Source organism: Leclercia sp. W6 (genome assembly GCF_003336345.1).
GTDB lineage: Bacteria > Pseudomonadota > Gammaproteobacteria > Enterobacterales > Enterobacteriaceae > Enterobacter.
The window spans coordinates 3,766,180-3,787,874 of record NZ_CP031104.1 but is presented as its reverse complement, the minus strand read 5'-3'; the positions used below and the strand labels follow the sequence as shown (position 1 = coordinate 3,787,874).

The window sequence follows — 21,695 nt, the reverse complement described above, 5'->3', positions numbered from 1 at the left end:
TTGCATTTTCATCACAAATGATGGGGCTGAAAGGCCCCATTTTTATTGGCACATAATTACTATGACTGAAATCAGCCGCACGCAGGCCTGGCTGGAAAGCCTGCGTCCTAAAACGCTCCCTCTCGCTTTCGCCGCCATCATTGTCGGCACCACTCTCGCGTGGTGGCAGGGGCATTTCGACCCGCTGGTGGCTGCCCTGGCGCTGCTGACCGCCGGGCTTCTGCAAATCCTCTCTAACCTCGCTAACGATTACGGGGATGCCGTCAAGGGCAGCGACAAGCCCGACCGCATCGGGCCATTGCGCGGAATGCAGAAAGGGGTGATCACCCAGGAGGAGATGAAACGGGCGCTGATTATCACCGTCGCGCTGATCTGTCTTTCCGGGATTGCGCTGGTGCTGGTGGCCTGTAAAACCCCGGCGGATGCGGTTGGCTTCCTCGTGCTCGGTCTGCTGGCGATTGTCGCGGCCATCACCTATACCGTCGGCACCCGCCCTTACGGTTACATCGGGCTGGGGGATATCTCCGTGTTGGTCTTCTTCGGCTGGCTGAGCGTGATGGGCAGCTGGTATCTGCAGGCGCACTCGTTAATTCCTGCTCTGTTCCTGCCAGCCACCGCCTGCGGCATGCTGGCGACGGCGGTACTGAATATCAACAATCTGCGCGATATCGACAGCGATCGTCAGAACGGTAAAAACACCCTGGCGGTGCGGTTAGGCGCGGTGAATGCGCGCCGCTACCATGCCTGCCTGCTGATGGGCGCCCTGCTCTGTCTGGCGCTGTTTAACCTGCTTTCCCTGCACAGCCTGTGGGGCTGGCTGTTTGTACTCTCCACGCCGCTGCTGGTCAAACAGGCGCGCTACGTGATGCGCGAGCAGAGCGCCTCGGCCATGCCGCCAATGCTGGAACGCACGGTAAAAGGTGCACTGCTGACTAACCTGTTGTTCGTGATAGGGATTATTCTTAGTCAGACGCTAAATTAGCTGACAAATATCAATTAACAATTGATGATTTTGCCAACAATGCAATTCGCGCGATATACTGAAAACACTCGCAGCAACTGAACTTAAGCCTATGAAATACGATACCTCCGAGCTTTGTGACATCTACCAGGAAGATGTGAACGTCGTAGAACCGCTGTTTTCCAACTTTGGAGGACGGTCGTCGTTTGGCGGACAAATCATTACGGTGAAATGTTTTGAGGACAACGGGTTGCTGTACGATCTGCTCGAACAGAACGGCCGTGGACGCATTCTGCTGGTTGATGGTGGCGGCTCCGTGCGTCGCGCATTAGTTGATGCGGAACTTGCCAGTCTCGCCACCCAGAACGAGTGGGAAGGCATTGTGGTCTATGGCGCGGTGCGTCAGGTGGATGACCTCGAAGAGCTGGACATCGGCATTCAGGCGATTGCGGCCATTCCGGTAGGCGCCGCAGGTGAAGGCATTGGCGAAAGCGACGTGCGCGTCAATTTCGGCGGCGTGACCTTCTTCTCCGGTGACCATCTCTATGCCGATAACACCGGCATTATCCTCTCTGAAGATCCGCTGGATATCGAGTAACACGCAGTAAAAAGGCGGAGATTACCGCCTTTTTACTGTGCCTGACAGCCAGGATGTCTGTCGTTAAATGATACAAGCAAAAGGAACCTTGTTTGCGCGGCATTCTCTATTTTCTCAGTTTCGTTTCTATCCTCTGGTTACTCTATCGCTCGTTTCGCCTTCTGTTTTTTGCGCCTCCGCCGTTTATGCTGGCTGTCACCTTGCGTCTGGGTCTGGCGTTACTCATCTTTCTTGGCGCGGTGAACTTGCCCCGTAATCAGGCAACGTTTGATAAGCAATTTAAAGAAACCGTGGGTTATCCCTCCTCCCTTCTTACAATGCGATTCATTCATCTTGACGATGTTAAAAAACAACGGATTATGCGGGAAGCTGAGATCTATTTTTCCGATATCCAAAACGTGATTACCGTTGAAAATATCCCGACGCGTCAGCGAACAGAGTCATACCTTGATCACCAGAGAAAAATTAAAATCCAACAAGATATCCTGCCCAATCGCTATCGCTGGCAGGGTGATCAGCTCACCATTGCCAGTGGCAGGCCATTAACTGACGAAGAAGCTGCCCGGCTGGAAGCGACCCTGACGCAGGCTTTAAACGGCATCACGTCACACTCAAGACTCGAGTCTCGTTTTGTTTTATCTCCCGCTATGCCAGGCAGCGCTAATCTGTGGCAAATCCTGCTTGCTGAAGAAACGGATACCTTAGCGTTAACCTTCTCTGCCAGTGTGCAACCGAAGGTCTTTACTGCAACGTGCCCCAAAAATATGACGCTCTTATGCAGTAAAGCGCGCTTTTTCTGCCTGCTGCCGGTCGCAACGACGTTACCAGACTCTCTCACCACGCAATGGTTGCAACTGAATCATGATGAACCCATAAAGCTTACGGGGTCGCTGGGGCAGGAAAAATATCAGCTCTGGATAACCAAAGAGCGAGAACAAATAGCGCCATTTTTGGTGTTGTCATCGGACAACATGGAGGTTGAGCGAGAGCGGTTTTGTGAGCGGGAAAAACGAAATTTTATGATGCGCCACTTTAGCCAAAGTACGGAGTTAAGCCAAATAAGTCAGTCGCTTGAGAGCTTTAAGCTGGAACGCAATGTTCGGTTTCATCCGTAAAGCGAGGGGACCGAAGTCCGTAAGAATGGTGAATGACATAAAGCGCCTTACGGCGCTTTATTCTGAAATCAGACCTCTTCCATGCGCCCGAGCAGGGCATGCAGACGATCCTGCCAGCCGTTCTGCTGTTCGCGCAGCTGGTGGTTTTCACGCTCCAGCTCTTCACGTCCGTGCTGAGCAGTCTGAATTTCCTGCGACAGCGCGTTGTTTTTTTCTTTCAGCTCTTCGATTTCCATCTGCAGCAGGGTGATGGTATCAATCGCCTGCTGTACTTTCGATTCCAGTTTCTCAAACACTTCTAACGACATAATGCTACCTCTCCTGAATTTGCAAGGCGACGCTTGACGTAAACGCGCACAACACCTAGTGTCGATTGTATGGAGCCCCGCCCTCCCTGTCCAGCGGCAGACCGCGCAGATTGCGGTTTGCAACACTTTTCAGTCTCCTCCTGGTGCGTTCGGACCATATACCCCTAAATTGTTAATACTTTAGTTAATAGAAAGCTTACTCCTCCTTTCGCTTACAGCAGTTTTTGCCCGCTTTATGGCGCGTTATCGCTCATTTTATTGACGCGGCACACACATTTTAAGTTCGATATTTCTCGTTTTTGTTCGTTAACGATAAATTAACACTATGTCTACAGGACATCGTGCCGGTCATGGCGACCGTCGCGCCAACAATAACCATTAATTATTTTCAGGATCCGATTATGAGTGAAACATCAACCTTAAAAGGCCAATGCATCGCAGAGTTCCTGGGTACTGGGTTGTTGATTTTCTTTGGCGTAGGATGTGTGGCTGCACTGAAAGTGGCGGGTGCCAGTTTCGGTCAGTGGGAAATCAGCGTGATCTGGGGTCTGGGCGTGGCCATGGCCATCTACCTGACGGCGGGTGTTTCGGGTGCGCACCTCAACCCTGCGGTCACCATCGCGCTGTGTCTGTTTGCCTGCTTCGACAAACGCAAGGTTGTGCCTTTTATTGTGGCGCAGTTTGCTGGTGCGTTTTGTGCAGCGGCGTTAGTTTACGGGCTCTATTACAATCTGTTTATCGACTTCGAGCAGACGCACCATATGGTGCGTGGCAGTACCGAAAGCCTTGAGCTGGCGGGGATCTTCTCCACCTATCCGAACCCGCACATTAACTTTGTGCAGGCCTTCGCGGTGGAGATGGTGATTACTGCCATCCTGATGGGTACCATCCTGGCGCTGACCGATGACGGCAACGGCATTCCACGCGGTCCGCTGGCGCCGCTGTTGATTGGCCTGCTGATAGCGGTGATCGGCGCATCGATGGGGCCACTGACCGGTTTCGCCATGAACCCGGCACGCGACATCGGTCCGAAAGCCTTCGCCTTTATTGCCGGATGGGGTGACGTGGCCTTCACCGGCGGCAAAGATATTCCTTATTTCCTGGTGCCGCTGTTCGGCCCTATTGTAGGTGCTGCGCTGGGTGCCTTCGGCTATCGTAAATTGATTGGCCGCCACCTGCCGTGTGACACCTGTGTCGTCGAAGAGGCCGAAGAGAAGGAAACCACCTCTGGCGCACACCAAAACGCTTCGCTGTAATCTGACTACGGGACCACAACTATGACCGACAAAAAATATATCGTTGCGCTCGACCAGGGCACGACCAGCTCCCGCGCTGTCGTTATGGATCATGACGCGAACATCGTCAGCGTGTCACAGCGCGAATTCGAGCAAATCTATCCTCGTCCAGGCTGGGTTGAACACGACCCGATGGAGATCTGGGCGTCACAAAGCTCAACGCTGGTAGAAGTACTGGCGAAAGCTGATATCAGTTCCGACGAGATTGCAGCGATTGGCATCACCAACCAGCGTGAAACGGCCATCGTCTGGGAACGCGAAACCGGTAAGCCGATTTACAACGCCATTGTCTGGCAGTGCCGTCGTACAGCGGACATCTGCGAGAAGCTCAAGCGCGACGGCATGGAAGAGTACGTGCGTAGCGCTACCGGCCTGGTGGTAGACCCTTACTTCTCCGGCACCAAGGTGAAATGGATCCTCGACCATGTCGAAGGCTCCCGCGAGCGGGCAAAGCGCGGCGAACTGCTGTTCGGTACCGTAGATACCTGGCTTATCTGGAAGATGACTCAGGGGCGCGTTCACGTCACCGATTACACCAACGCCTCGCGCACCATGCTGTTTAACATCCACGATCTGGACTGGGATGACAAAATGCTGGACGCGCTGGACATCCCGCGCGCCATGCTGCCACAGGTGCGTAAGTCGTCTGAAGTTTACGGTCAGACCAACATCGGCGGTAAAGGCGGCACCCGTATTCCTATCGCCGGGATCGCCGGTGACCAGCAGGCAGCGCTGTTTGGCCAGCTGTGCGTAAAAGAGGGGATGGCGAAGAACACCTACGGCACCGGCTGCTTTATGCTGATGAACACCGGCGAGAAGGCAGTGAAATCGGAGCATGGCCTGCTGACCACCATCGCCTGCGGCCCACGCGGCGAGGTGAATTACGCCCTGGAAGGCGCGGTGTTTATGGCAGGCGCGTCCATTCAGTGGCTGCGTGACGAAATGAAGCTCATCAGCGACGCCTTCGACTCGGAATATTTCGCCACCAAGGTGAAAGACACCAACGGCGTCTACGTCGTGCCGGCCTTTACCGGTCTGGGTGCCCCCTACTGGGACCCCTACGCCCGCGGCGCGATTTTCGGCCTGACGCGTGGGGTTAACTCAAACCACATCATCCGCGCCACGCTGGAGTCGATTGCCTTCCAGACCCGCGACGTACTGGAAGCGATGCAGGCCGACTCCGGCATTCGTCTGCACGCCCTGCGCGTGGATGGCGGCGCGGTGGCGAACAACTTCCTGATGCAGTTCCAGTCCGACATTCTGGGCACCCGCGTGGAACGCCCGGAAGTGCGTGAAGTGACGGCGCTGGGTGCGGCCTATCTTGCCGGTCTGGCGGTCGGTTTCTGGCAGAACCTGGACGAACTGCAGGAGAAAGCGGTCATCGAGCGCGAATTCCGTCCGGGCATCGAAACAACCGAGCGTAACTACCGCTACAGCGGCTGGAAGAAAGCCGTGAAACGCGCGCTGGCCTGGGAAGAGCACGACGAGTCATAACACCTCCCCCTCACCCCGTCGGGGTGAGGGGTCCAAACCGCCTCCCCCACTCTGTGATAAACTTCGTGCAATTCCTTTTGATTGCACGAGTATCTGATGAAACGTGAACTTGCTATCGAGTTTTCCCGCGTAACCGAAGCCGCCGCTCTGGCAGGCTACAAGTGGCTTGGCCGTGGTGATAAAAATACCGCTGACGGCGCAGCCGTCCATGCCATGCGCATTATGCTTAACCAGGTCAACATCGATGGCACCATCGTGATTGGTGAAGGTGAGATTGACGAAGCACCCATGCTGTTCATCGGCGAAAAGGTCGGGACCGGCAACGGCGATGCGGTGGATATCGCGGTAGACCCCATTGAAGGCACCCGCATGACCGCCATGGGTCAGGCTAACGCCCTGGCGGTATTAGCGGTAGGCGATAAAGGCACCTTCCTCAACGCGCCTGATATGTATATGGAAAAGCTGATTGTCGGCCCTGGCGCAAAAGGGGTCATCGACCTTAATCTGCCGCTGGCGGAAAACCTGCGTAATATCGCCGCCGCGCTCAATAAGCCGTTGAGCGAACTGACGGTCACCATTCTGGCGAAACCGCGTCACGATGCGGTCATCGCCCAGATGCAGCAGCTGGGCGTGCGCGTCTTTGCTATCCCCGATGGCGACGTGGCGGCCTCCATTCTCACCTGCATGCCGGACAGCGAAGTCGACGTGCTGTACGGTATCGGCGGCGCACCGGAGGGGGTGGTTTCTGCCGCGGTGATCCGCGCCCTCGACGGCGATATGCATGGCCGTCTGCTGGCCCGCCATGACGTAAAAGGCGATAGCGAAGAGAACCGCCGTATCGGTGAGCAGGAGCTGGCCCGCTGCGCAGCGATGGGGATTGCAGCCAATACCGTGCTGCGTCTGGATGATATGGCGCGCAGCGATAACGTTATCTTCTCGGCGACCGGCATCACCAAAGGCGATCTGCTGGACGGCATCACCCGCAAAGGCAATATGGCCACCACCGAAACGCTGCTGATCCGCGGTAAATCTCGCACCATCCGCCGCATCCAGTCGATTCACTATCTCGACCGTAAAGATCCGGACGTGCAGACCCACATTCTGTAAAACCGTTTGATCAATTGAGCTTTCCGGCCCGCACGGGCTGGAAATCTCCCTCTCAGGTAAGGAAGATAGAACCCGAGATCAGTACAGGAGAACATCATGGCAGACTGGGTAACAGGTAAAGTCAAAAAGGTAGAGTTCTGGACCGATGCGCTATTTAGCCTCACCGTACATGCGCCCATCCAGCCTTTCACGGCCGGGCAATTTGCCAAGCTGGGGCTGATGATCGACGGCGAACGCGTGCAGCGCGCCTACTCCTATGTCAACGCGCCGGATAATCCGGATCTCGAGTTCTACCTTGTCACCGTTCCCGATGGCAAACTCAGCCCGCGCCTGGCGGCACTTAAACCCGACGATGAGATCCAGATTGTCAGCGAAGCCGCAGGCTTCTTCGTGCTGGATGAAGTGCCAGACTGCGAGACGCTGTGGATGCTGGCGACCGGTACCGCCATCGGCCCTTACCTGTCGATCCTGCAATATGGGCGGGACCTGGATCGCTTTAAAAATATCGTTCTCGTGCATGCCGCGCGCTACGCAGCAGACCTGAGCTACCTGCCGCTGATGCAGGAACTGCAGAAGCGTTATGAAGGGAAAGTGAAAATCCAGACGGTGGTGAGTCGTGAAACGGTGCCGGGGTCACTCCACGGGCGCGTACCGGCCCTGATTGAAAATGGCGAGCTAGAAGCCGCCGTGGGTCTGAAGATGGAGGCCGACACCAGCCACGTGATGCTGTGTGGCAACCCGCAAATGGTGCGTGATACCCAACAACTCCTGAAAGAGACCCGGCAAATGACCAAGCATTTACGCCGTCGGCCGGGCCATATGACCGCAGAACACTACTGGTAATTAGCGGTACTTTACGTCGATCGTATCTTTACCGTATTTATTCTCGCCCTGGGTGCCTACAAACGCGCCCAGGTCGACAATGATCATCACAAAAATAATGGTAGGGATCAGCCTGCCCACTACCCACGGCAGCATGGAGGGTAGCATTGACCAGTTGCCTGCCAGCAGCATCCACGCCAGTATCACCAGCAGCGCCCACAATCCCGAACGCCCACGATCGTGCAGACGTTTTACTAACACCGCCGCGGTCGGCCACAGCAGCGATACCAGCGCGAAGGCCGCCGTCTGGGTGTTCAACCAGGCGTTATTGGCAAAAATAAACAGAGCCAGCATGGCGACAATCCATACGCCAATCCAGATCCAGAAATCACGGCGTCCAATACGCCCTTTGAATGAAAACAACCACTGCTGTATGGTCATGTCAGGTTCCTAAAAGTCATCGCGGCGCGTAGTTTACCCTGGAGTCGCCTCCTTTTGACAAGCCAGCCGGATCCCGTTTTAATCGTGGGCAGTAACATTCAGAGACTTTATTGATGAAGATGTGGTTTCACCTTATTTGGCTGGGTTTAACACTGTTGGGTGCAAGCGCACCTCTGCATGCTGCTGAGACTTCCGTATCGGCTACCGCACCCTATGTGATGCCGGGCGCGCCGACCTTTGATCAGTCTATCAGCCTGTTCCGTGAAGCCTTCAATCAGGACAATCCAAAGCTGCCACTCAATGAGTTTCGCTCCATTGATGGCACCCGCGACACCCCGAACCTGACCCGGGCTGCCAGCAAAATTAATGAGAATTTGTACGCCTCGACGGCGCTTGAGCGCGGAACCCTCAAAATCAAAAGTATGCAGATTACCTGGCTGCCGATTCAGGGGCCGGAGCAGAAAGCCGCCAAAGCCAAAGCGCTGGAGTATATGAGCGCCATTTTACGCGCCTTTACCCCTGCCCTGACCAAAGCCCAAAGCCAGCAAAAGCTGCAAAAGCTCCTCACAGCCGGTAAAAACAAGCGCTATTACGCCGAAACGGAAGGCGCGGTTCGCTATGTCGTGGCAGATAACGGCGAAAAGGGGCTGACCTTCGCTGTTGAACCGATTAAGCTGGCGCTATCTGAGGCACTCGGCGGGTCGAATTAATGACAAAAAGCAAAGCCTTTCGAGGGAAAATCTCTATACTGATTCACAGACCATGCTGCCCTGTCGGGCGGCCATATTCCTTAATTCGCTCTTGAGCGTGGAGAATTGAAATGCGACATCCTTTAGTGATGGGTAACTGGAAACTGAACGGCAGCCGCCACATGGTAAACGAGCTGGTAACTAACCTGCGTAAAGAGCTGGCTGGTGTGACTGGCTGTGCTGTTGCTATCGCTCCGCCGGACATGTACCTGGATATGGCTAAGAAAGCGGCTGACGGCAGCCACATCGTTCTGGGTGCCCAGAACGTTGACGTTAACCTGTCTGGCGCGTTCACCGGTGAAACCTCCGCTGAAATGCTGAAAGATATCGGCGCAAAATACATCATTATTGGCCACTCTGAGCGTCGTACCTACCACAAAGAGTCCGACGAGTTCATCGCCAAGAAATTCGCTGTGCTGAAAGAGCAGGGTCTGATCCCGGTTCTGTGCATCGGTGAAACCGAAGCAGAAAACGAAGCGGGCAAAACCGAAGAAGTCTGCGCACGTCAGATCGACGCAGTCCTGACCACTCAGGGCGCGAGCGCGTTCGAAGGTGCGGTCATTGCTTACGAGCCAGTATGGGCGATCGGTACCGGCAAATCTGCCACCCCAGCACAGGCTCAGGCCGTTCACAAATTCATCCGTGACCACATTGCGAAAGCCGACGCGAAAGTGGCTGAGCAAGTGATCATCCAGTACGGCGGTTCCGTAAACGCATCTAACGCAGCAGAGCTGTTCACCCAGCCGGACATCGACGGCGCGCTGGTTGGCGGCGCATCCCTGAAAGCAGACGCTTTCGCGGTGATCGTTAAAGCAGCAGAAGCAGCGAAACAGGCGTAAGAGCATCTGTGGCGGGTGGCGCTTCGCTGACCCGCCCTACGATACCCCAGGCCCGGTAAGCGTCAGCGCTACCGGGCTTTTTTACAGCCGTCCCAGCAGGCTAAACCACAGATAATCCAGCGGCAGCAGCACCAGATAGGTTGCCACCGCCAGCGCCAGACAGAGCAGCATCCCCGCCCGCGCAGGCACCCTTCCCAGCCCCATCGCCACCACAATCGGCGACGCCTGATACGGCAGCAGCGGCGTGGAATACCCCAGCACCTGAATCATAATCACCGACAGCAGCGGAAAGCCGGTGGCGTCCGAGAAGCTTTGCGCCAGGGTCGTATACAGCGCCGGTACGCCGTTGGCGGTCATAATGAAATTCAGGGCGGTGGTGATGCCGGTCAGGGCCAGGAAACTGGTGAACGGCGCATCGGCATCCAGCGGCATTACCCGCATCAGCGCCTCGCCCAACGCACTGCCAATACCGGTTTGCGTCACGGTGATCGCCAGCCCGAGAATACCCGCCACATAAATACAGGTGCGCATATTCACCCCCGCCGAGAATTCGTCCCCGGTGATAAAGCCAACCCGCGGCAGCATCACCACAATCGACGCCGCGAGCCCGGTCCACGCCGGTCCAATGCCGTGCCAGCTTTCAGTTACCCACATCACCAGCACCACCGCCAGCAGCCAGGCGAGGCGTTTTTCGTCGCGGCCCATCGGCTCCGGCGGAGTCAAATCCTTCGCCGGTTTTGGCGCGCCGGGGAACAGCCAGCAGATCAGGCCGATCAGGATCAGACCCTTGAGAATACCCAGCACAGGCGTGTGCAGCAGCAGGTACGGAACATAGTTAAGATGGATGCCGTACGAGCCTTCCGCCGCCCCGCTCATCACCAGATTAGGTACGTTGGCCGGAAGGATGGTGGCCGATAGCTGGAAGGTGCCAAACCCCACCGCCAGCGCCAGGCCGAACCACGCCCGCGTACCGTCCGCAATGCCCGCCCGCTTCGCCATCGCCGCCACGATGGGCATCAGCAGCGCGATGCGCCCCATGTTGGAGGGCATCACAAACGCCAGCGCATAGGTGAGCAGCACTACGCTTGCCACCATCAGCGGCCAGGAGTCGGTCAGCCTGGCCGACAGCGCCCGCGCCGCCCTGTCCGCCAGCCCGGTTTTGCGGATCGCCACCCCCAACACAAATCCGCTGAACACCAGCCAGAATGCTGACGAGGCAAAACCGCCAAAAATCACCTCCGGCGGGGCAATACGCGCGATCATCGCCGCAGTGAAGAACAGCAGCGCGGTGAGGAATTCCGGCAGCAGCGAGGTGGCCCACAGAATGATAGTGACGACGATAATCAGCGAGGGCAGAAACAGCGGGTGAGTGAACCAGAGCGACATGCCTGTCTCCTGTAGAATTTTTCAGCAAGTCTACGGCGACAGGCAGGGCGAGTAAACGCTATTTATGGTGGGGTTCATTCAGGATAGTGCATTGATGATCCTGTAATTCCTCAGCGGAAGCGAGGTTAAACGTCAGCAGGTTGCGCTCGGTTGCCAACAGGATAAACGATCCGTCCGCCTGCTGCGCCATCGCCAGCGCAAAGCGTCCCATATGGTCGCGCGCTTCCGGCAGCTCTTCTGCCAGCATCATAAACGGGCTGCGTTTCACCAGCTCCGCTTCCGTCACCCGACGCGCCAGGTATTCATTCCCCTCCAGTCCGCCGGGGAACGGCAGCCACTGGGTGCTGATTTGCCCCTGACTGGCATTGAGCTTCTCGCGCACGTCCGGGCGCAGGCAGGAGATATGGATATGAAAATGATTTTGCGTGCGACCGGTCGGGGAGTTGATGGTCAGTGAAACTGCACTGTCGGGTACATTGCTTCCCCGCTTCATGCTCATAAAGTGGCGCGACTGCCACGCCAGCCAGAAGAAATTGGGCGTCTGAGCCTCGGTCAGAAGCGGGCTTTCGGTACCCTTGATGCGGTACGTGGGCATCAGCAGATATTGCAGCGGCCCGTTGCGATCTTTAAACACCACATATCCCGCATCCGTTTTTACCAGCGCACAGGGCGCCGGGTTACGGTTCTGCATCTGACCAGGCACACACTGGTCGAGAACGATATGCCGCAATGCGTTTGGGTTACCCGCTTTCAGCCAGAACCCGACACCTGTCGCGAGCGCAATCACAACCAGTACCAGCACGATTATTTTTTTCACAGCGCATTCCCTGTATCCACCTGACGCCAAAGAGTAACGCATAAAAATGAACAAATAAAAAACCCGGTGGATTTCTCACACCGGGTCCCGTGTCGTTCTTCAAAAAATGCTTAACGCTTGCTGATCTGATCGAAGGTGCCGCCATTCGAGAAGTGATCTTTCTGCGCTTTCGTCCAGCCGCCGAAGACCTCATCGATAGTGAAGAGCTTCAGTTTCGGGAAGGCGTTCTCATACTTCTTCGCCACCGCCTCATCACGTGGACGGTAGAAATTCTTCGCGGCAATCTCCTGGCCTTCCGGGGAGTAAAGGTATTTCAGGTAGGCTTCCGCCACGGCCTGGGTGCCTTTCTTATCCACTACTTTATCGACAACGGAGACGGTTGGCTCAGCCAGAATGGATTCGCTTGGAGTGACAATTTCAAATTTGTCTTTACCCAGTTCGTTAGTCGCCAGCAGCGCTTCGTTTTCCCACGCAATCAGCACATCACCAATGCCGCGTTCAACGAAGGTGTTGGTTGCGCCACGCGCGCCGGAGTCCAGCACTTCGACGTTTTTAAACAGCGCTTTCACGAAATCCTGCGCTTTAGCCTGATCGCCATTGTTCTGGTGCAGGGCGTAACCCCAGGCTGCCAGGTAGTTCCAGCGAGCGCCGCCAGAGCTTTTTGGGTTTGGAGTGATGACCGATACGCCCGGCTTAACCAGATCGTTCCAGTCATGGATCTGTTTCGGGTTACCTTTGCGAACCAGGAAAACGATGGTGGAGGTATACGGCGCGGAGTTGTCCGGCAGGCGTTTGATCCAGTTTTTATCGATACGGCCACGTTCCGCGATAGCGTCCACGTCATACGCCAGCGCCAGGGTCACGACGTCGGCTTCAATGCCGTTAATCACCGAGGTCGCCTGCTTGCCGGAGCCACCGTGGGACTGGCGGATCACGACGTTATCGCCGGTTTCCTGTTTCCAGTGTGCGGCGAACGCTTTGTTGTACTGCTCGTACAGTTCACGCGTCGGATCGTAAGACACGTTCAGTAACTGAATATCCTTTGCCAGAACGCTGGTCGATGCCAGCAATAACGTTAAACCCACGCCCCATTTATTCATCGCCCAACTCTCTTAATGTTGTGTTTGATGAGTGCAGGGTGCCAGAAAGCGAACCAATGATTAAAGAATAAAAAAAGATTGGCTATAACACAGGGGAATAAAAAGAGGGTATGAGCGCACAAAAAAGCCGGGTGGCAGCTACGCCTTACCCGGCCTACGAACCATGCTTTTGTAGGCCCGGTCAGCACAGCGCCACCGGGCAACAGCCGCCGATCAGTACAGCTTTTTCGCGCACTCCAGCCAGTCACCTTTGAACGGACGCTTCATGTTTTCAATAGCGTCGATGATGTCATGGTGAACCAGCTTTTCGTTCTGAATGCCGACGCAACGCCCGCCAAAGCCCTGCTGCAGCAGTTCAATCGCGTAAGCGCCCATACGGGATGCCAGAATACGGTCGTAAGGACCCGGAGAGCCGCCACGCTGGATGTGGCCAAGAACGGTCGCGCGGGTTTCGCGTTTGGTTTCGGCTTCAATGTACTTCGCCAGCTCGTCAACGTCGCAGATGTGCTCGGTGATGGCAACGATGGCGTGTTTCTTACCTTTGGCGATACCGGCTTTGATTTCTGCCACCAGATCTTCACGGCTGAATTCCACTTCCGGCACCACGATGAACTCACAGCCACCCGCAATCGCCGCCGCCAGGGTCAGGTCGCCACAGTAGCGGCCCATCACTTCGACGATAGAGATACGCTGGTGAGAAGAAGAGGTGTCGCGCAGACGGTCAATCGCCTCTACCACGGTGCCCAGCGCAGTGAAGTAACCGATGGTGTAGTCGGTGCCTTTGATGTCGTTGTCGATGGTGCCTGGCAGACCGATGCACGGGAAGCCCATTTCAGTCAGGCGTTTTGCCCCCATGTAGGAACCGTCACCGCCGATAACAACCAGCGCGTCCAGGCCGCGTTTTTTCATGTTCTCGATAGCCACTTCACGGATGCGCTCATCGCGGAATTCCGGGAAACGCGCGGAGCCCAGGAAGGTACCGCCACGGTTAATCATGTCGGACACGCTGTAGCGGTCGAGCTGCACCATGCGATCTTCATACAGGCCCAGATAACCGTCATAGATACCAAAAACTTCCAGACCTTCCGTCAACGCTGCGCGCACTACACCACGAATTGCTGCGTTCATGCCGGGCGCATCACCGCCGCTTGTCAACACACCGATTTTCTTAATCATGACTACCTCTGAACTTAGGAATGCAAAAATGAAATCTGTTGCCGGAAGACGTCCTATCGACCAACGAATAGTGCAAATAGTATATCAATCACTTCCCGCTGAATTGATTCAGGTCAGACCAAATGGCGGTTATTTTTCCACAAAATGCTGCCCCGGTTCACTTTTTTACAACGAATTACGAAAGCCCAAAATGTCCAGTACCTGGCTTAGGCACGACTGAGCAGGGATCCTGGTGAATAATGACATCTGACCCCGGGAAACGCTGCAAAATCGCCTGTTCAACCTGTTCCGCCACCAGATGGGCCTGAACGAGCGGCAGGTTATCTTCCATTTCTAAATGAATCTGAATAAAGCGGGTCGGCCCTGACTGCCGCGTGCGAAGATCGTGAGCGCCGCTGACGCCGGGCCAGGAGGTCACAATTTCAAAGATTTCATGCCGTTCTGCGTCTGGCAGTGCGCGATCGAGCAGGGATTGCACTGCATCGTACCCCATACGCAACGCACTGTATAAAATATAGAATCCAATCCCTAACGCAAATAACGCATCGGCCCGGTGCCAGCCATACCAGGCCAGACCGAGCGCAATAAGAATCGCACCGTTCATCATAACATCAGACTGATAATGAAGCATATCTGCCCGTACCGCCTGACTCTGCGTTTTACGCACCACCCAGCGCTGGAACGTTACCAGAACTAATGTGCTTATAAGTGCAATAATGGTTACCACCACGCCGACGCCGGGATCTTTCATCGGCGACGGGGTATACAGATGCTGAATGCCAGTCAAAAAGAGGAACAGCGCTGAACCGGAAATAAACATGCTTTGCGCCAGTGCCGCCAGCGACTCCGCTTTGCCATGACCAAAGGTATGCTCTTCGTCCGCTGGCTGTAACGAGTAACGCACCACCCACAGGTTCGTCACCGAGGCGGCAATATCCACCAGGGAGTCCACCAGCGCCGCCAGAATACTGACCGAACCGGTATACCACCACGCGAAGATTTTAATGACTAACAGGCACGACGCCATGACCGTCGCGGCGATTGCGGCCCGGCTCACCAGCCGTCCATAGGATTGATTCATAAACACTCCTGTCACGCTATGCCGCTAGTATAACGGATGCAGAGGAGTCAATAAGATGAATAAACGGTTAACGCATTTTAATGATGGGCAAAAAAAACCCCCACATCATGTGGGGGAAGACAGGGATGGTGTCTATGGCAAGGAAAACAGGGTTTACTGGTTACTACGGGTGTTGCTACTAAAAAGCGTCGATTCAGCGTTCTTCTGCATCCGTGCAACCTCGCGCAACTGGTCCATACGTTGCTGGTGTTTCTGGTTCAAAATCGCTTGCTGCTCTGGCGTTAGCAGGTGAAACATCTGGTTGCGGACCCGGGCCATTTCGACCTGGCGGGCAACCTGTTCCTGCGCCATTTTGTTTGCCTGAGCGCGCACAGCGTTTTCGTCAAAATTTTCTGCGGTGACAAGGCGGTGCATTGTCTCCATTTCGCTAACATTAACAGGGGGCTGGTCATGACGAGCCCGCTGCATCAGATCTCGCATCTGTTGACGCTGATGTTCGGTTAAACTTATGCCGTCAAACATGTGGCCCTGGCCGTTTTGCTGCGCAATGCCCTCTGCTGAGGAACGGTTATCGCCGGTGATAGCTCCAGCAGCCTGGCTAAATGCACTAAACGCCAGCGTTGAGGCCATGACGGCAGCGGTAACTATGCGCATCACTTACTCCCAAAATCTTTCGTGTCGCGATTCAACGAGAGACAGTCTACGATTCAGGCTGCAAACATGTGTCAGGGGGTGTAAAACAACGTAAAGTCATGGATTAGATAGCCTTGATGACGTAATTTCTGCCTCGGAGGTATTTAAACAATGAATAAAATCCTGTTAGTTGATGATGACCGAGAGCTGACATCCCTTTTAAAGGAGTTGCTCGACATGGAAGGCTTTGACGTGTCGGTTGCCCATGATGGGGAGCAGGCGCTGAGCCTACTCGACGATAGCATCGACTTGCTTTTGCTCGACGTTATGATGCCGAAGAAAAACGGTATCGACACCCTTAAAGAGCTGCGCCAGACACACCAGACCCCCGTTATTATGCTGACCGCGCGCGGCAGCGAACTTGACCGCGTACTCGGCCTTGAGCTGGGCGCTGATGACTATCTGCCAAAACCGTTTAACGACCGTGAACTGGTGGCGCGTATTCGGGCGATCCTGCGCCGTTCCCACTGGAGCGAGCAGCAGCAAAACACCGACAACGGTTCCCCTACTCTGGAAGTGGACTCCCTGAGCCTCAATCCAGGCCGCCAGGAAGCGAGCTTTGACGGCCAGGCGCTGGAGCTGACCGGCACCGAATTCACCCTGCTTTACCTGCTGGCGCAGCATCTGGGCCAGGTGGTATCGCGTGAACATCTGAGCCAGGAAGTGTTGGGTAAACGCCTGACGCCGTTCGACCGCGCCATTGATATGCACATCTCGAACCTGCGCCGTAAGCTGCCGGAGCGCAAAGATGGTCACCCGTGGTTTAAAACCCTGCGTGGACGCGGCTATCTGATGGTTTCCGCTTCATGATAGGTAGCTTAACCGCCCGCATCTTCGCCATTTTCTGGCTGACGCTGGCACTGGTTTTAATGCTGGTTTTGATGTTGCCAAAACTCGACTCACGCCAGATGACGGAGCTCCTCGACAGCGAGCAACGTCAGGGTGTGATGATCGAGCAACACGTAGAAGCAGAGCTGGCCACCGATCCACCCAATGATTTGATGTGGTGGCGCAGGCTGTTTCGCGCTATCGAAAAATGGGCGCCTCCCGGACAACGCCTGCTGCTGGTGACCAGCGAAGGTCGCGTGATTGGTGCGGACCGCAATGAAATGCAGATCATCCGTAACTTCATTGGCCAGGCAGATAACGCCGATCACCCGCAAAAGAAAAAATATGGTCGGGTGGAGATGGTGGGGCCGTTCTCCGTCAATGACGGGGAGGATAATTACCAGCTCTACCTGATCCGCCCGGCGAGCAGCTCCCAGTCCGACTTTATCAACCTGCTGTTTGACCGCCCGCTGCTGCTGCTGATTGTCACCATGCTGGTGAGTTCACCGCTGTTGTTGTGGCTCGCATGGAGCCTGGCGAAGCCGGCGCGCAAACTGAAAAACGCCGCGGATGAAGTGGCGCAGGGCAACCTGCGACAGCACCCGGAACTGGAAGCCGGGCCGCAGGAGTTCCTGGCGGCAGGGGCCAGCTTCAACCAGATGGTGACGGCGCTGGAGCGGATGATGACGACCCAGCAGCGTCTGCTCTCTGATATCTCCCACGAGCTGCGCACCCCGCTGACGCGTCTGCAACTGGGCACCGCCCTGCTGCGCCGCCGCAGTGGTGAGAGCAAGGAGCTGGAGCGTATCGAAACGGAAGCCCACCGTCTGGACAGCATGATCAACGACCTGCTGGTGATGTCGCGCAATCAGCAGAAAAACGCGCTGGTCAGCGAAACGATGAAGGCTAACCACTTGTGGGGCGAAGTGCTGGATAACGCCGCCTTCGAAGCGGAGCAGATGGGTAAATCGTTCACCGTTAATTTCCCGCCGGGCCCGTGGCCGCTGTACGGTAACCCGAATGCGCTGGAAAGCGCGCTGGAGAATATCGTCCGTAACGCCCTGCGCTACTCGCATACCAAAATCGAGGTGGCGTTCTCGGTGGATAAAGACGGCATCACCATTAACGTGGATGACGATGGTCCCGGCGTCAGCCCGGAAGATCGTGAGCAGATTTTCCGTCCGTTCTACCGTACTGACGAAGCCCGCGACCGTGAATCTGGCGGCACCGGGCTGGGTCTGGCGATTGTCGAAACCGCCATTCAGCAGCATCGCGGCTGGGTGAAAGCGGACGACAGCCCGCTAGGTGGGTTGCGTTTAACCCTCTGGCTGCCGTTGTATAAACGTTCGTAGTTATTATGCCGGGTAGTGGCTTCGCCTTACCCGGCCTGGTTTCCCCACAATCTCCGCGAATTATTCTCGATCTTCCCGCTTAAACGCCGTTTCTGCATGGTTCTGGTCCAGCTTGTTGACAAGCCCGCCGCCGCCAGCAGACGCTGATACTGTTCGTCGTCAAACGGCATATGCCAGGCGATAGCGCAGGCGTCCTGTACCGATACGTCGCTCAGGCGTGACGCCAGCTCCAGGGGCGCATCCGCCGATACCTCTCCTGCCAGCACCACCCGATAGAGCCAGCCGGTTTTCGCCGCGTTCTGCATCTGCGTAGCCATATCGCTGATGCCGAAATGGAAGTTGAGTTTGAAGCACGGCGAGCGCGGCTGGGTCACCTGGATCAGGGCATCCCCCCAGCGAAAGATGTCGCCGATAAAGACGTTCTTCTCCGTCAGCCCCTCGGTTGAGAGGTTTTCGCCAAACGCCGGGGCGACAAAGAGATCGGCCTGAGCGGGAAATTCCCTTGCCCAGTGCTGATAGTGCTCTCGCGGATAGTGGCACAGCGCGCGATCGGGCCCGCCGTGGATCTTCTTTTCCGCCTGCTCGTCACCTGCCAGTCCAAGGTCGGTTAAGGTCAGCTCACCGTCGACCTGCACTTTAGCAATTGCGCTCGGGCGGCTGCCGTCGTAGTCCCTTACCTTGCCTGTAAACACATTCACCGGGTAATGCATCTCTACTCCTTCAGATACAAAAAAAGCGAGTCATCAGACTCGCTTCTCACAGAAGGCTTTGCAACCTTATTTTTTAGCAGCGAAACGTGCCGCAGCTTCGTCCCAGTTGACGACGTCCCAGAAGGCTTTGATGTAGTCCGGGCGACGGTTCTGGAATTTCAGGTAGTAAGCGTGTTCCCACACGTCCAGGCCCAGGATTGGGAAACCGGATGCGCCAGAGATTGCTTCGCCCATCAGCGGGGAGTCCTGGTTAGCCGTAGAGACTACCGCCAGTTTGTCGCCTTTCAGAACCAGCCACGCCCAGCCGGAGCCGAAACGGGTAGCAGCCGCTTTTTCAAACTCAGCTTTGAAGTTCTCAACGGAGCCGAAGTCACGCTCGATAGCGGATTTCAGGTCGCCCTGCAGGGTAGTGCCGGTTTTCAGGCCTTTCCAGAACAGGCTGTGGTTAGCATGGCCGCCCGCGTTGTTGCGCAGTACGGTTTTCTTGTCGGCTGGCAGTTGATCCAGTTTGGTGATCAGCTCTTCAACCGGCAGGCTCGCGAATTCTGGCAGGCTTTCCAGCGCCGCGTTGGCGTTGTTAACGTAAGTCTGGTGGTGTTTGGTGTGATGGATTTCCATCGTCTGCTTGTCGAAATGCGGCTCCAGGGCGTCGTAAGCGTACGGCAGGGATGGCAGGGTATAGCTCATAATCATCTCCATTATTGTCGGGCGGCAAACGTGTTAATGCCGCGTAAGCAGTTGGTTCATTATAGTTAATTAAATGATATTGAAAATGTTTATCAATGCCGTAGTTTTAATATGGTTATAACTTTTCGTTATGTCACTGATCTGGCGGGGGCTGCGGAGAAGTCAGGGGTAGAGCCGGGATTCTATTACGCGGCGTTATGGCTGCGGTGGCGCCACTGAACCGGGGTCATCCCCACTTCGCGGTTAAACACCACCGAGAAGTAGTTGCTGTCCTCAAAGCCGCACTGCATCGCCACTTCGCTGACCATCAGCTCGGTATGCTGCAGCAGATACTGGGCGTGGCAGATCCGCAGCTGACGCAGATAGTGGTTCACCGTCATGCCGGTCTGGGTGCGGAACTGCTGGCGCAGGGCTCGCTCGCTGCACTGCTCCTGCTCGCAAAACTTCTCCAGCACAAAGCTGCGGTTCAGGCTGCCGGACAGCGCGGTGATAAGCTTATCCAGCAGCGCTTCCGGCTCGCTGGCGGTCGGGTTGTCCGGGGCGTAGCGGTAACGTTTGAGCATGATCACCAGCTGGGCAAACAGCAGCTCCGCCAGGTCATAGCCGTGGGGATCGTCCTTCAGGCTCTCCTGCTCCAGCTGGGCAATGATCTGGCGCACCTGAGTCATACCGTTGCTGCCAAGCCGCCAGTGCGGTGCCCCGCGGGCGTTCATAAAGCCGGGGATGTTGGCTCCCCAGTCCACGTTGAGCTTCAGCCGGTCGGGGCAGTAGATGATGTTCTGAAGCACCAGATCGTTCACCGAGGCGTAGGAGTGTTTATCTTCCGCGCGGATGTAAAACAGGTCACCGCGGGTAATACGGTAGGGGCGATCGTTGAGGATATGCAGGCCGTTGCCGCGCCACACCAGCACCAGCTCGCAAAAGTCGTGGGTATGTTCGGCAAAGACATTCTGCGGATAGCGGTCCGCCACCGCGACGGCCTGAGCAGCGGATGCAAAAAAATCGGCTCTGCGAAGAATCAACTGTCCTGCCACGTCACAACCTCACCGGGGAATAACCTGACATTATTACCCGCTTTACGGCAATAAAACGGTGATTTTCCTCGCGTTACTGAAGTGAAGCATCCCGGCCCTGGCGAATATCGCGCGGCGACCAGCTAAATTCCCGGCGAAACAGGGTCGAAAAGTGGTTACTGTCGCCGAAACCGCAGCGATAGGCGATATCTGTGACGCTATCATCGGTATGGCGCAGCAGATGCCGCGCTTTAATCAGCCGCAGCCGGTTCAGGTAGCGCTGCGGCGTCTGCCCGGTGTGCTGTTTGAGCTGGCGATGCAAGGTGCGCAGCGAAAGAGAGAAGTTATCCGCCAGCGTCTCCCAGCAGACATCCTCCGCGTAGTGATCTTCCAGCCAGGCCATCAGCTGGTTGAGGCGGGCGTCGTTATCCGCCGCCCCTTCGACCAGGCTGCCGCGGCGCAGCAGCACCAGCAGCTGCATAAAGAGGATTTCACGGCTGGCGAGGGCGTGCGTCTCCTGCCCCTCTTCAGCCTGCTCCATCTGGCTCACCAGCTGGCGCACCTGTTGCAGCGTGGCCTGGTTCACCCGCCAGTGCGACGGATAGTGCCCGTCCTGCTCCTGGGGCAGCAGCTGATTCAATCCCGACAAAAACTAGAACGCCTCCGGGGAGCGATAGAGCACGTTGGTCAGGCACAGATTATCGGTATGTTCATACATGTGCCGGTCATGATCGCGCACAAAGCAGACCGTTCCGCCGCTGATGGTGTACGGCTGGCCGTTGAAGACATGGATACCCGTACCGTGCTCCACGATCACAATCTCATGAAAATCATGATGATGTTCCGGAAAGGCAGCCTGGGGCAGCCGCGGCTCAATCGCCACAGGCGAGTGGCCTGAAGGAAAAAAATCCACGCTGTGCAGTACGGTCATAACGGGTCACCAGATGATAAGAGTTCTCAAAATAGTAATTTAGGGCTCCCCGCCTCACCTTAAATTTTCGACAGCAAATGGCGCAAACCCTGTCGCTTTTTCAAGAAGCAGCGGGAAAGATCTGGAAATGCGGTCACCGTCACATCGCCTGCAAGAGCCGTTAAAAACAGAAAATGTGAACTCTCTCACGTT

At 56.0% G+C, this 21,695-nt stretch carries 22 protein-coding genes and 1 pseudogene; 11 read left to right on the top strand and 12 right to left on the bottom strand.

Going from position 1 to position 21,695, the window contains the following annotated elements:
• Positions 1–55 precede the first annotated feature (55 nt).
• The 3 genes from menA to DVA43_RS18515 all read left to right on the top strand — a co-directional run bounded on the left by menA (position 56) and on the right by DVA43_RS18515 (position 2,674).
• The gene (menA, locus tag DVA43_RS18525) at positions 56–982 is read left to right on the top strand and encodes a 1,4-dihydroxy-2-naphthoate polyprenyltransferase (RefSeq protein ID WP_114316384.1); all 927 of its coding nucleotides are present in this window, start codon (positions 56–58) and stop codon (positions 980–982) included.
• Positions 983–1,073: 91 nt separating this feature from the next.
• Positions 1,074–1,559, top strand: a complete 486-nt coding sequence (gene rraA / locus DVA43_RS18520) for a ribonuclease E activity regulator RraA (RefSeq protein WP_114316383.1) — start codon at positions 1,074–1,076, stop codon at positions 1,557–1,559.
• A gap of 92 nt (positions 1,560–1,651) precedes the next feature.
• A complete protein-coding gene (locus DVA43_RS18515; protein ID WP_114316382.1) occupies positions 1,652–2,674 on the top strand; it encodes a hypothetical protein in 1,023 nt (340 codons plus the stop codon).
• Positions 2,675–2,742: 68 nt separating this feature from the next.
• On the opposite strand, the gene zapB is transcribed toward DVA43_RS18515, so the two are convergent.
• Positions 2,743–2,982 carry a septal ring assembly protein ZapB gene (zapB, locus tag DVA43_RS18510; protein ID WP_103177509.1) on the bottom strand — a complete coding sequence of 80 codons (240 nt, stop codon included), beginning with the start codon at positions 2,980–2,982 and terminating at the stop codon, positions 2,743–2,745.
• 401 nt (positions 2,983–3,383) lie between these two features.
• On the opposite strand from zapB, the gene DVA43_RS18505 reads away from it, so the two are divergent.
• The 4 genes from DVA43_RS18505 to fpr all read left to right on the top strand — a co-directional run bounded on the left by DVA43_RS18505 (position 3,384) and on the right by fpr (position 7,721).
• Positions 3,384–4,238, top strand: a complete 855-nt coding sequence (locus DVA43_RS18505; protein WP_103825246.1) for an MIP/aquaporin family protein — start codon at positions 3,384–3,386, stop codon at positions 4,236–4,238.
• Between the two features lie 21 nt (positions 4,239–4,259).
• Entirely contained in the window at positions 4,260–5,771 is a 1,512-nt protein-coding gene (glpK, locus tag DVA43_RS18500; RefSeq protein WP_103825247.1) for a glycerol kinase GlpK, read from the top strand.
• Positions 5,772–5,867: 96 nt separating this feature from the next.
• Positions 5,868–6,878: a class II fructose-bisphosphatase gene (gene glpX, locus DVA43_RS18495; protein ID WP_114316381.1), complete on the top strand. Its 1,011-nt coding sequence runs from the start codon at positions 5,868–5,870 to the stop codon at positions 6,876–6,878.
• Between the two features lie 96 nt (positions 6,879–6,974).
• On the top strand, positions 6,975–7,721 hold the full coding sequence (gene fpr / locus DVA43_RS18490) for a ferredoxin--NADP(+) reductase (protein WP_114316380.1): 747 nt from the start codon (positions 6,975–6,977) through the stop codon (positions 7,719–7,721).
• Here fpr and DVA43_RS18485 read toward each other — a convergent pair whose 3' ends face one another.
• On the bottom strand, positions 7,722–8,141 hold the full coding sequence (locus DVA43_RS18485; protein WP_114316379.1) for a DUF805 domain-containing protein: 420 nt from the start codon (positions 8,139–8,141) through the stop codon (positions 7,722–7,724).
• Between the two features lie 113 nt (positions 8,142–8,254).
• On the opposite strand from DVA43_RS18485, the gene DVA43_RS18480 reads away from it, so the two are divergent.
• Positions 8,255–8,851: a DUF1454 family protein gene (locus DVA43_RS18480; protein ID WP_103177515.1), complete on the top strand. Its 597-nt coding sequence runs from the start codon at positions 8,255–8,257 to the stop codon at positions 8,849–8,851.
• Positions 8,852–8,961: 110 nt separating this feature from the next.
• The gene (gene tpiA / locus DVA43_RS18475; protein ID WP_103825252.1) at positions 8,962–9,729 is read left to right on the top strand and encodes a triose-phosphate isomerase; all 768 of its coding nucleotides are present in this window, start codon (positions 8,962–8,964) and stop codon (positions 9,727–9,729) included.
• An 81-nt stretch (positions 9,730–9,810) separates the two neighbouring features.
• Here the strand turns inward: tpiA and DVA43_RS18470 are convergent, their stop codons facing one another.
• The 6 genes from DVA43_RS18470 to cpxP form a co-directional block, all read right to left on the bottom strand.
• Positions 9,811–11,115: an SLC13 family permease gene (locus DVA43_RS18470; protein WP_114316378.1), complete on the bottom strand. Its 1,305-nt coding sequence runs from the start codon at positions 11,113–11,115 to the stop codon at positions 9,811–9,813.
• 58 nt (positions 11,116–11,173) lie between these two features.
• A complete protein-coding gene (locus DVA43_RS18465; protein ID WP_114316377.1) occupies positions 11,174–11,932 on the bottom strand; it encodes a CDP-diacylglycerol diphosphatase in 759 nt (252 codons plus the stop codon).
• 110 nt (positions 11,933–12,042) lie between these two features.
• Positions 12,043–13,032, bottom strand: a complete 990-nt coding sequence (locus tag DVA43_RS18460) for a sulfate ABC transporter substrate-binding protein (RefSeq protein ID WP_114316376.1) — start codon at positions 13,030–13,032, stop codon at positions 12,043–12,045.
• A gap of 213 nt (positions 13,033–13,245) precedes the next feature.
• A complete protein-coding gene (pfkA, locus tag DVA43_RS18455; RefSeq protein WP_103825256.1) occupies positions 13,246–14,208 on the bottom strand; it encodes a 6-phosphofructokinase in 963 nt (320 codons plus the stop codon).
• A 175-nt stretch (positions 14,209–14,383) separates the two neighbouring features.
• Entirely contained in the window at positions 14,384–15,289 is a 906-nt protein-coding gene (fieF, locus tag DVA43_RS18450) for a CDF family cation-efflux transporter FieF (protein WP_114316375.1), read from the bottom strand.
• 153 nt (positions 15,290–15,442) lie between these two features.
• Positions 15,443–15,943, bottom strand: a complete 501-nt coding sequence (gene cpxP / locus DVA43_RS18440; protein ID WP_114316374.1) for a cell-envelope stress modulator CpxP — start codon at positions 15,941–15,943, stop codon at positions 15,443–15,445.
• Positions 15,944–16,093: 150 nt separating this feature from the next.
• Between cpxP and cpxR the strand changes: the two genes are divergently transcribed.
• Both cpxR and cpxA read left to right on the top strand, forming a co-directional pair.
• Positions 16,094–16,792 carry an envelope stress response regulator transcription factor CpxR gene (gene cpxR, locus DVA43_RS18435; RefSeq protein ID WP_039032144.1) on the top strand — a complete coding sequence of 233 codons (699 nt, stop codon included), beginning with the start codon at positions 16,094–16,096 and terminating at the stop codon, positions 16,790–16,792.
• Positions 16,789–18,162, top strand: coding sequence for an envelope stress sensor histidine kinase CpxA (gene cpxA, locus DVA43_RS18430; RefSeq protein ID WP_103177523.1), 1,374 nt, complete (start codon positions 16,789–16,791; stop codon positions 18,160–18,162). Before cpxR ends, cpxA begins: the two co-directional genes overlap by 4 nt.
• A gap of 26 nt (positions 18,163–18,188) precedes the next feature.
• Here the strand turns inward: cpxA and yiiM are convergent, their stop codons facing one another.
• The 4 genes and pseudogenes from yiiM to rhaS all read right to left on the bottom strand — a co-directional run bounded on the left by yiiM (position 18,189) and on the right by rhaS (position 21,503).
• Positions 18,189–18,872, bottom strand: coding sequence for a 6-hydroxyaminopurine reductase (yiiM, locus tag DVA43_RS18425; RefSeq protein ID WP_114316373.1), 684 nt, complete (start codon positions 18,870–18,872; stop codon positions 18,189–18,191).
• 66 nt (positions 18,873–18,938) lie between these two features.
• Entirely contained in the window at positions 18,939–19,559 is a 621-nt protein-coding gene (sodA, locus tag DVA43_RS18420; RefSeq protein ID WP_103177525.1) for a superoxide dismutase [Mn], read from the bottom strand.
• Between the two features lie 185 nt (positions 19,560–19,744).
• A complete protein-coding gene (gene rhaR, locus DVA43_RS18415; RefSeq protein ID WP_114316372.1) occupies positions 19,745–20,593 on the bottom strand; it encodes an HTH-type transcriptional activator RhaR in 849 nt (282 codons plus the stop codon).
• Between the two features lie 73 nt (positions 20,594–20,666).
• Positions 20,667–21,503 (bottom strand): annotated as a pseudogene (rhaS, locus tag DVA43_RS18410) (HTH-type transcriptional activator RhaS).
• Positions 21,504–21,695: the final 192 nt, after the last annotated feature.

Coding starts and splice junctions, on each gene's coding strand:
- rraA (WP_114316383.1), top strand. CDS start 1,074: ATGAAATACGATACCTCCGAGCTTTGTGACATCTACCAGGAAGATGTG.
- DVA43_RS18505 (WP_103825246.1), top strand. CDS start 3,384: ATGAGTGAAACATCAACCTTAAAAGGCCAATGCATCGCAGAGTTCCTG.
- cpxR (WP_039032144.1), top strand. CDS start 16,094: ATGAATAAAATCCTGTTAGTTGATGATGACCGAGAGCTGACATCCCTT.
- glpX (WP_114316381.1), top strand. CDS start 5,868: ATGAAACGTGAACTTGCTATCGAGTTTTCCCGCGTAACCGAAGCCGCC.
- DVA43_RS18470 (WP_114316378.1), bottom strand. CDS start 11,115: ATGTCGCTCTGGTTCACTCACCCGCTGTTTCTGCCCTCGCTGATTATC.
- cpxP (WP_114316374.1), bottom strand. CDS start 15,943: ATGCGCATAGTTACCGCTGCCGTCATGGCCTCAACGCTGGCGTTTAGT.
- yiiM (WP_114316373.1), bottom strand. CDS start 18,872: ATGCATTACCCGGTGAATGTGTTTACAGGCAAGGTAAGGGACTACGAC.
- fieF (WP_114316375.1), bottom strand. CDS start 15,289: ATGAATCAATCCTATGGACGGCTGGTGAGCCGGGCCGCAATCGCCGCG.
- glpK (WP_103825247.1), top strand. CDS start 4,260: ATGACCGACAAAAAATATATCGTTGCGCTCGACCAGGGCACGACCAGC.
- DVA43_RS18480 (WP_103177515.1), top strand. CDS start 8,255: ATGAAGATGTGGTTTCACCTTATTTGGCTGGGTTTAACACTGTTGGGT.
- tpiA (WP_103825252.1), top strand. CDS start 8,962: ATGCGACATCCTTTAGTGATGGGTAACTGGAAACTGAACGGCAGCCGC.
- fpr (WP_114316380.1), top strand. CDS start 6,975: ATGGCAGACTGGGTAACAGGTAAAGTCAAAAAGGTAGAGTTCTGGACC.
- DVA43_RS18485 (WP_114316379.1), bottom strand. CDS start 8,141: ATGACCATACAGCAGTGGTTGTTTTCATTCAAAGGGCGTATTGGACGC.
- zapB (WP_103177509.1), bottom strand. CDS start 2,982: ATGTCGTTAGAAGTGTTTGAGAAACTGGAATCGAAAGTACAGCAGGCG.
- cpxA (WP_103177523.1), top strand. CDS start 16,789: ATGATAGGTAGCTTAACCGCCCGCATCTTCGCCATTTTCTGGCTGACG.
- sodA (WP_103177525.1), bottom strand. CDS start 19,559: ATGAGCTATACCCTGCCATCCCTGCCGTACGCTTACGACGCCCTGGAG.
- DVA43_RS18460 (WP_114316376.1), bottom strand. CDS start 13,032: ATGAATAAATGGGGCGTGGGTTTAACGTTATTGCTGGCATCGACCAGC.
- pfkA (WP_103825256.1), bottom strand. CDS start 14,208: ATGATTAAGAAAATCGGTGTGTTGACAAGCGGCGGTGATGCGCCCGGC.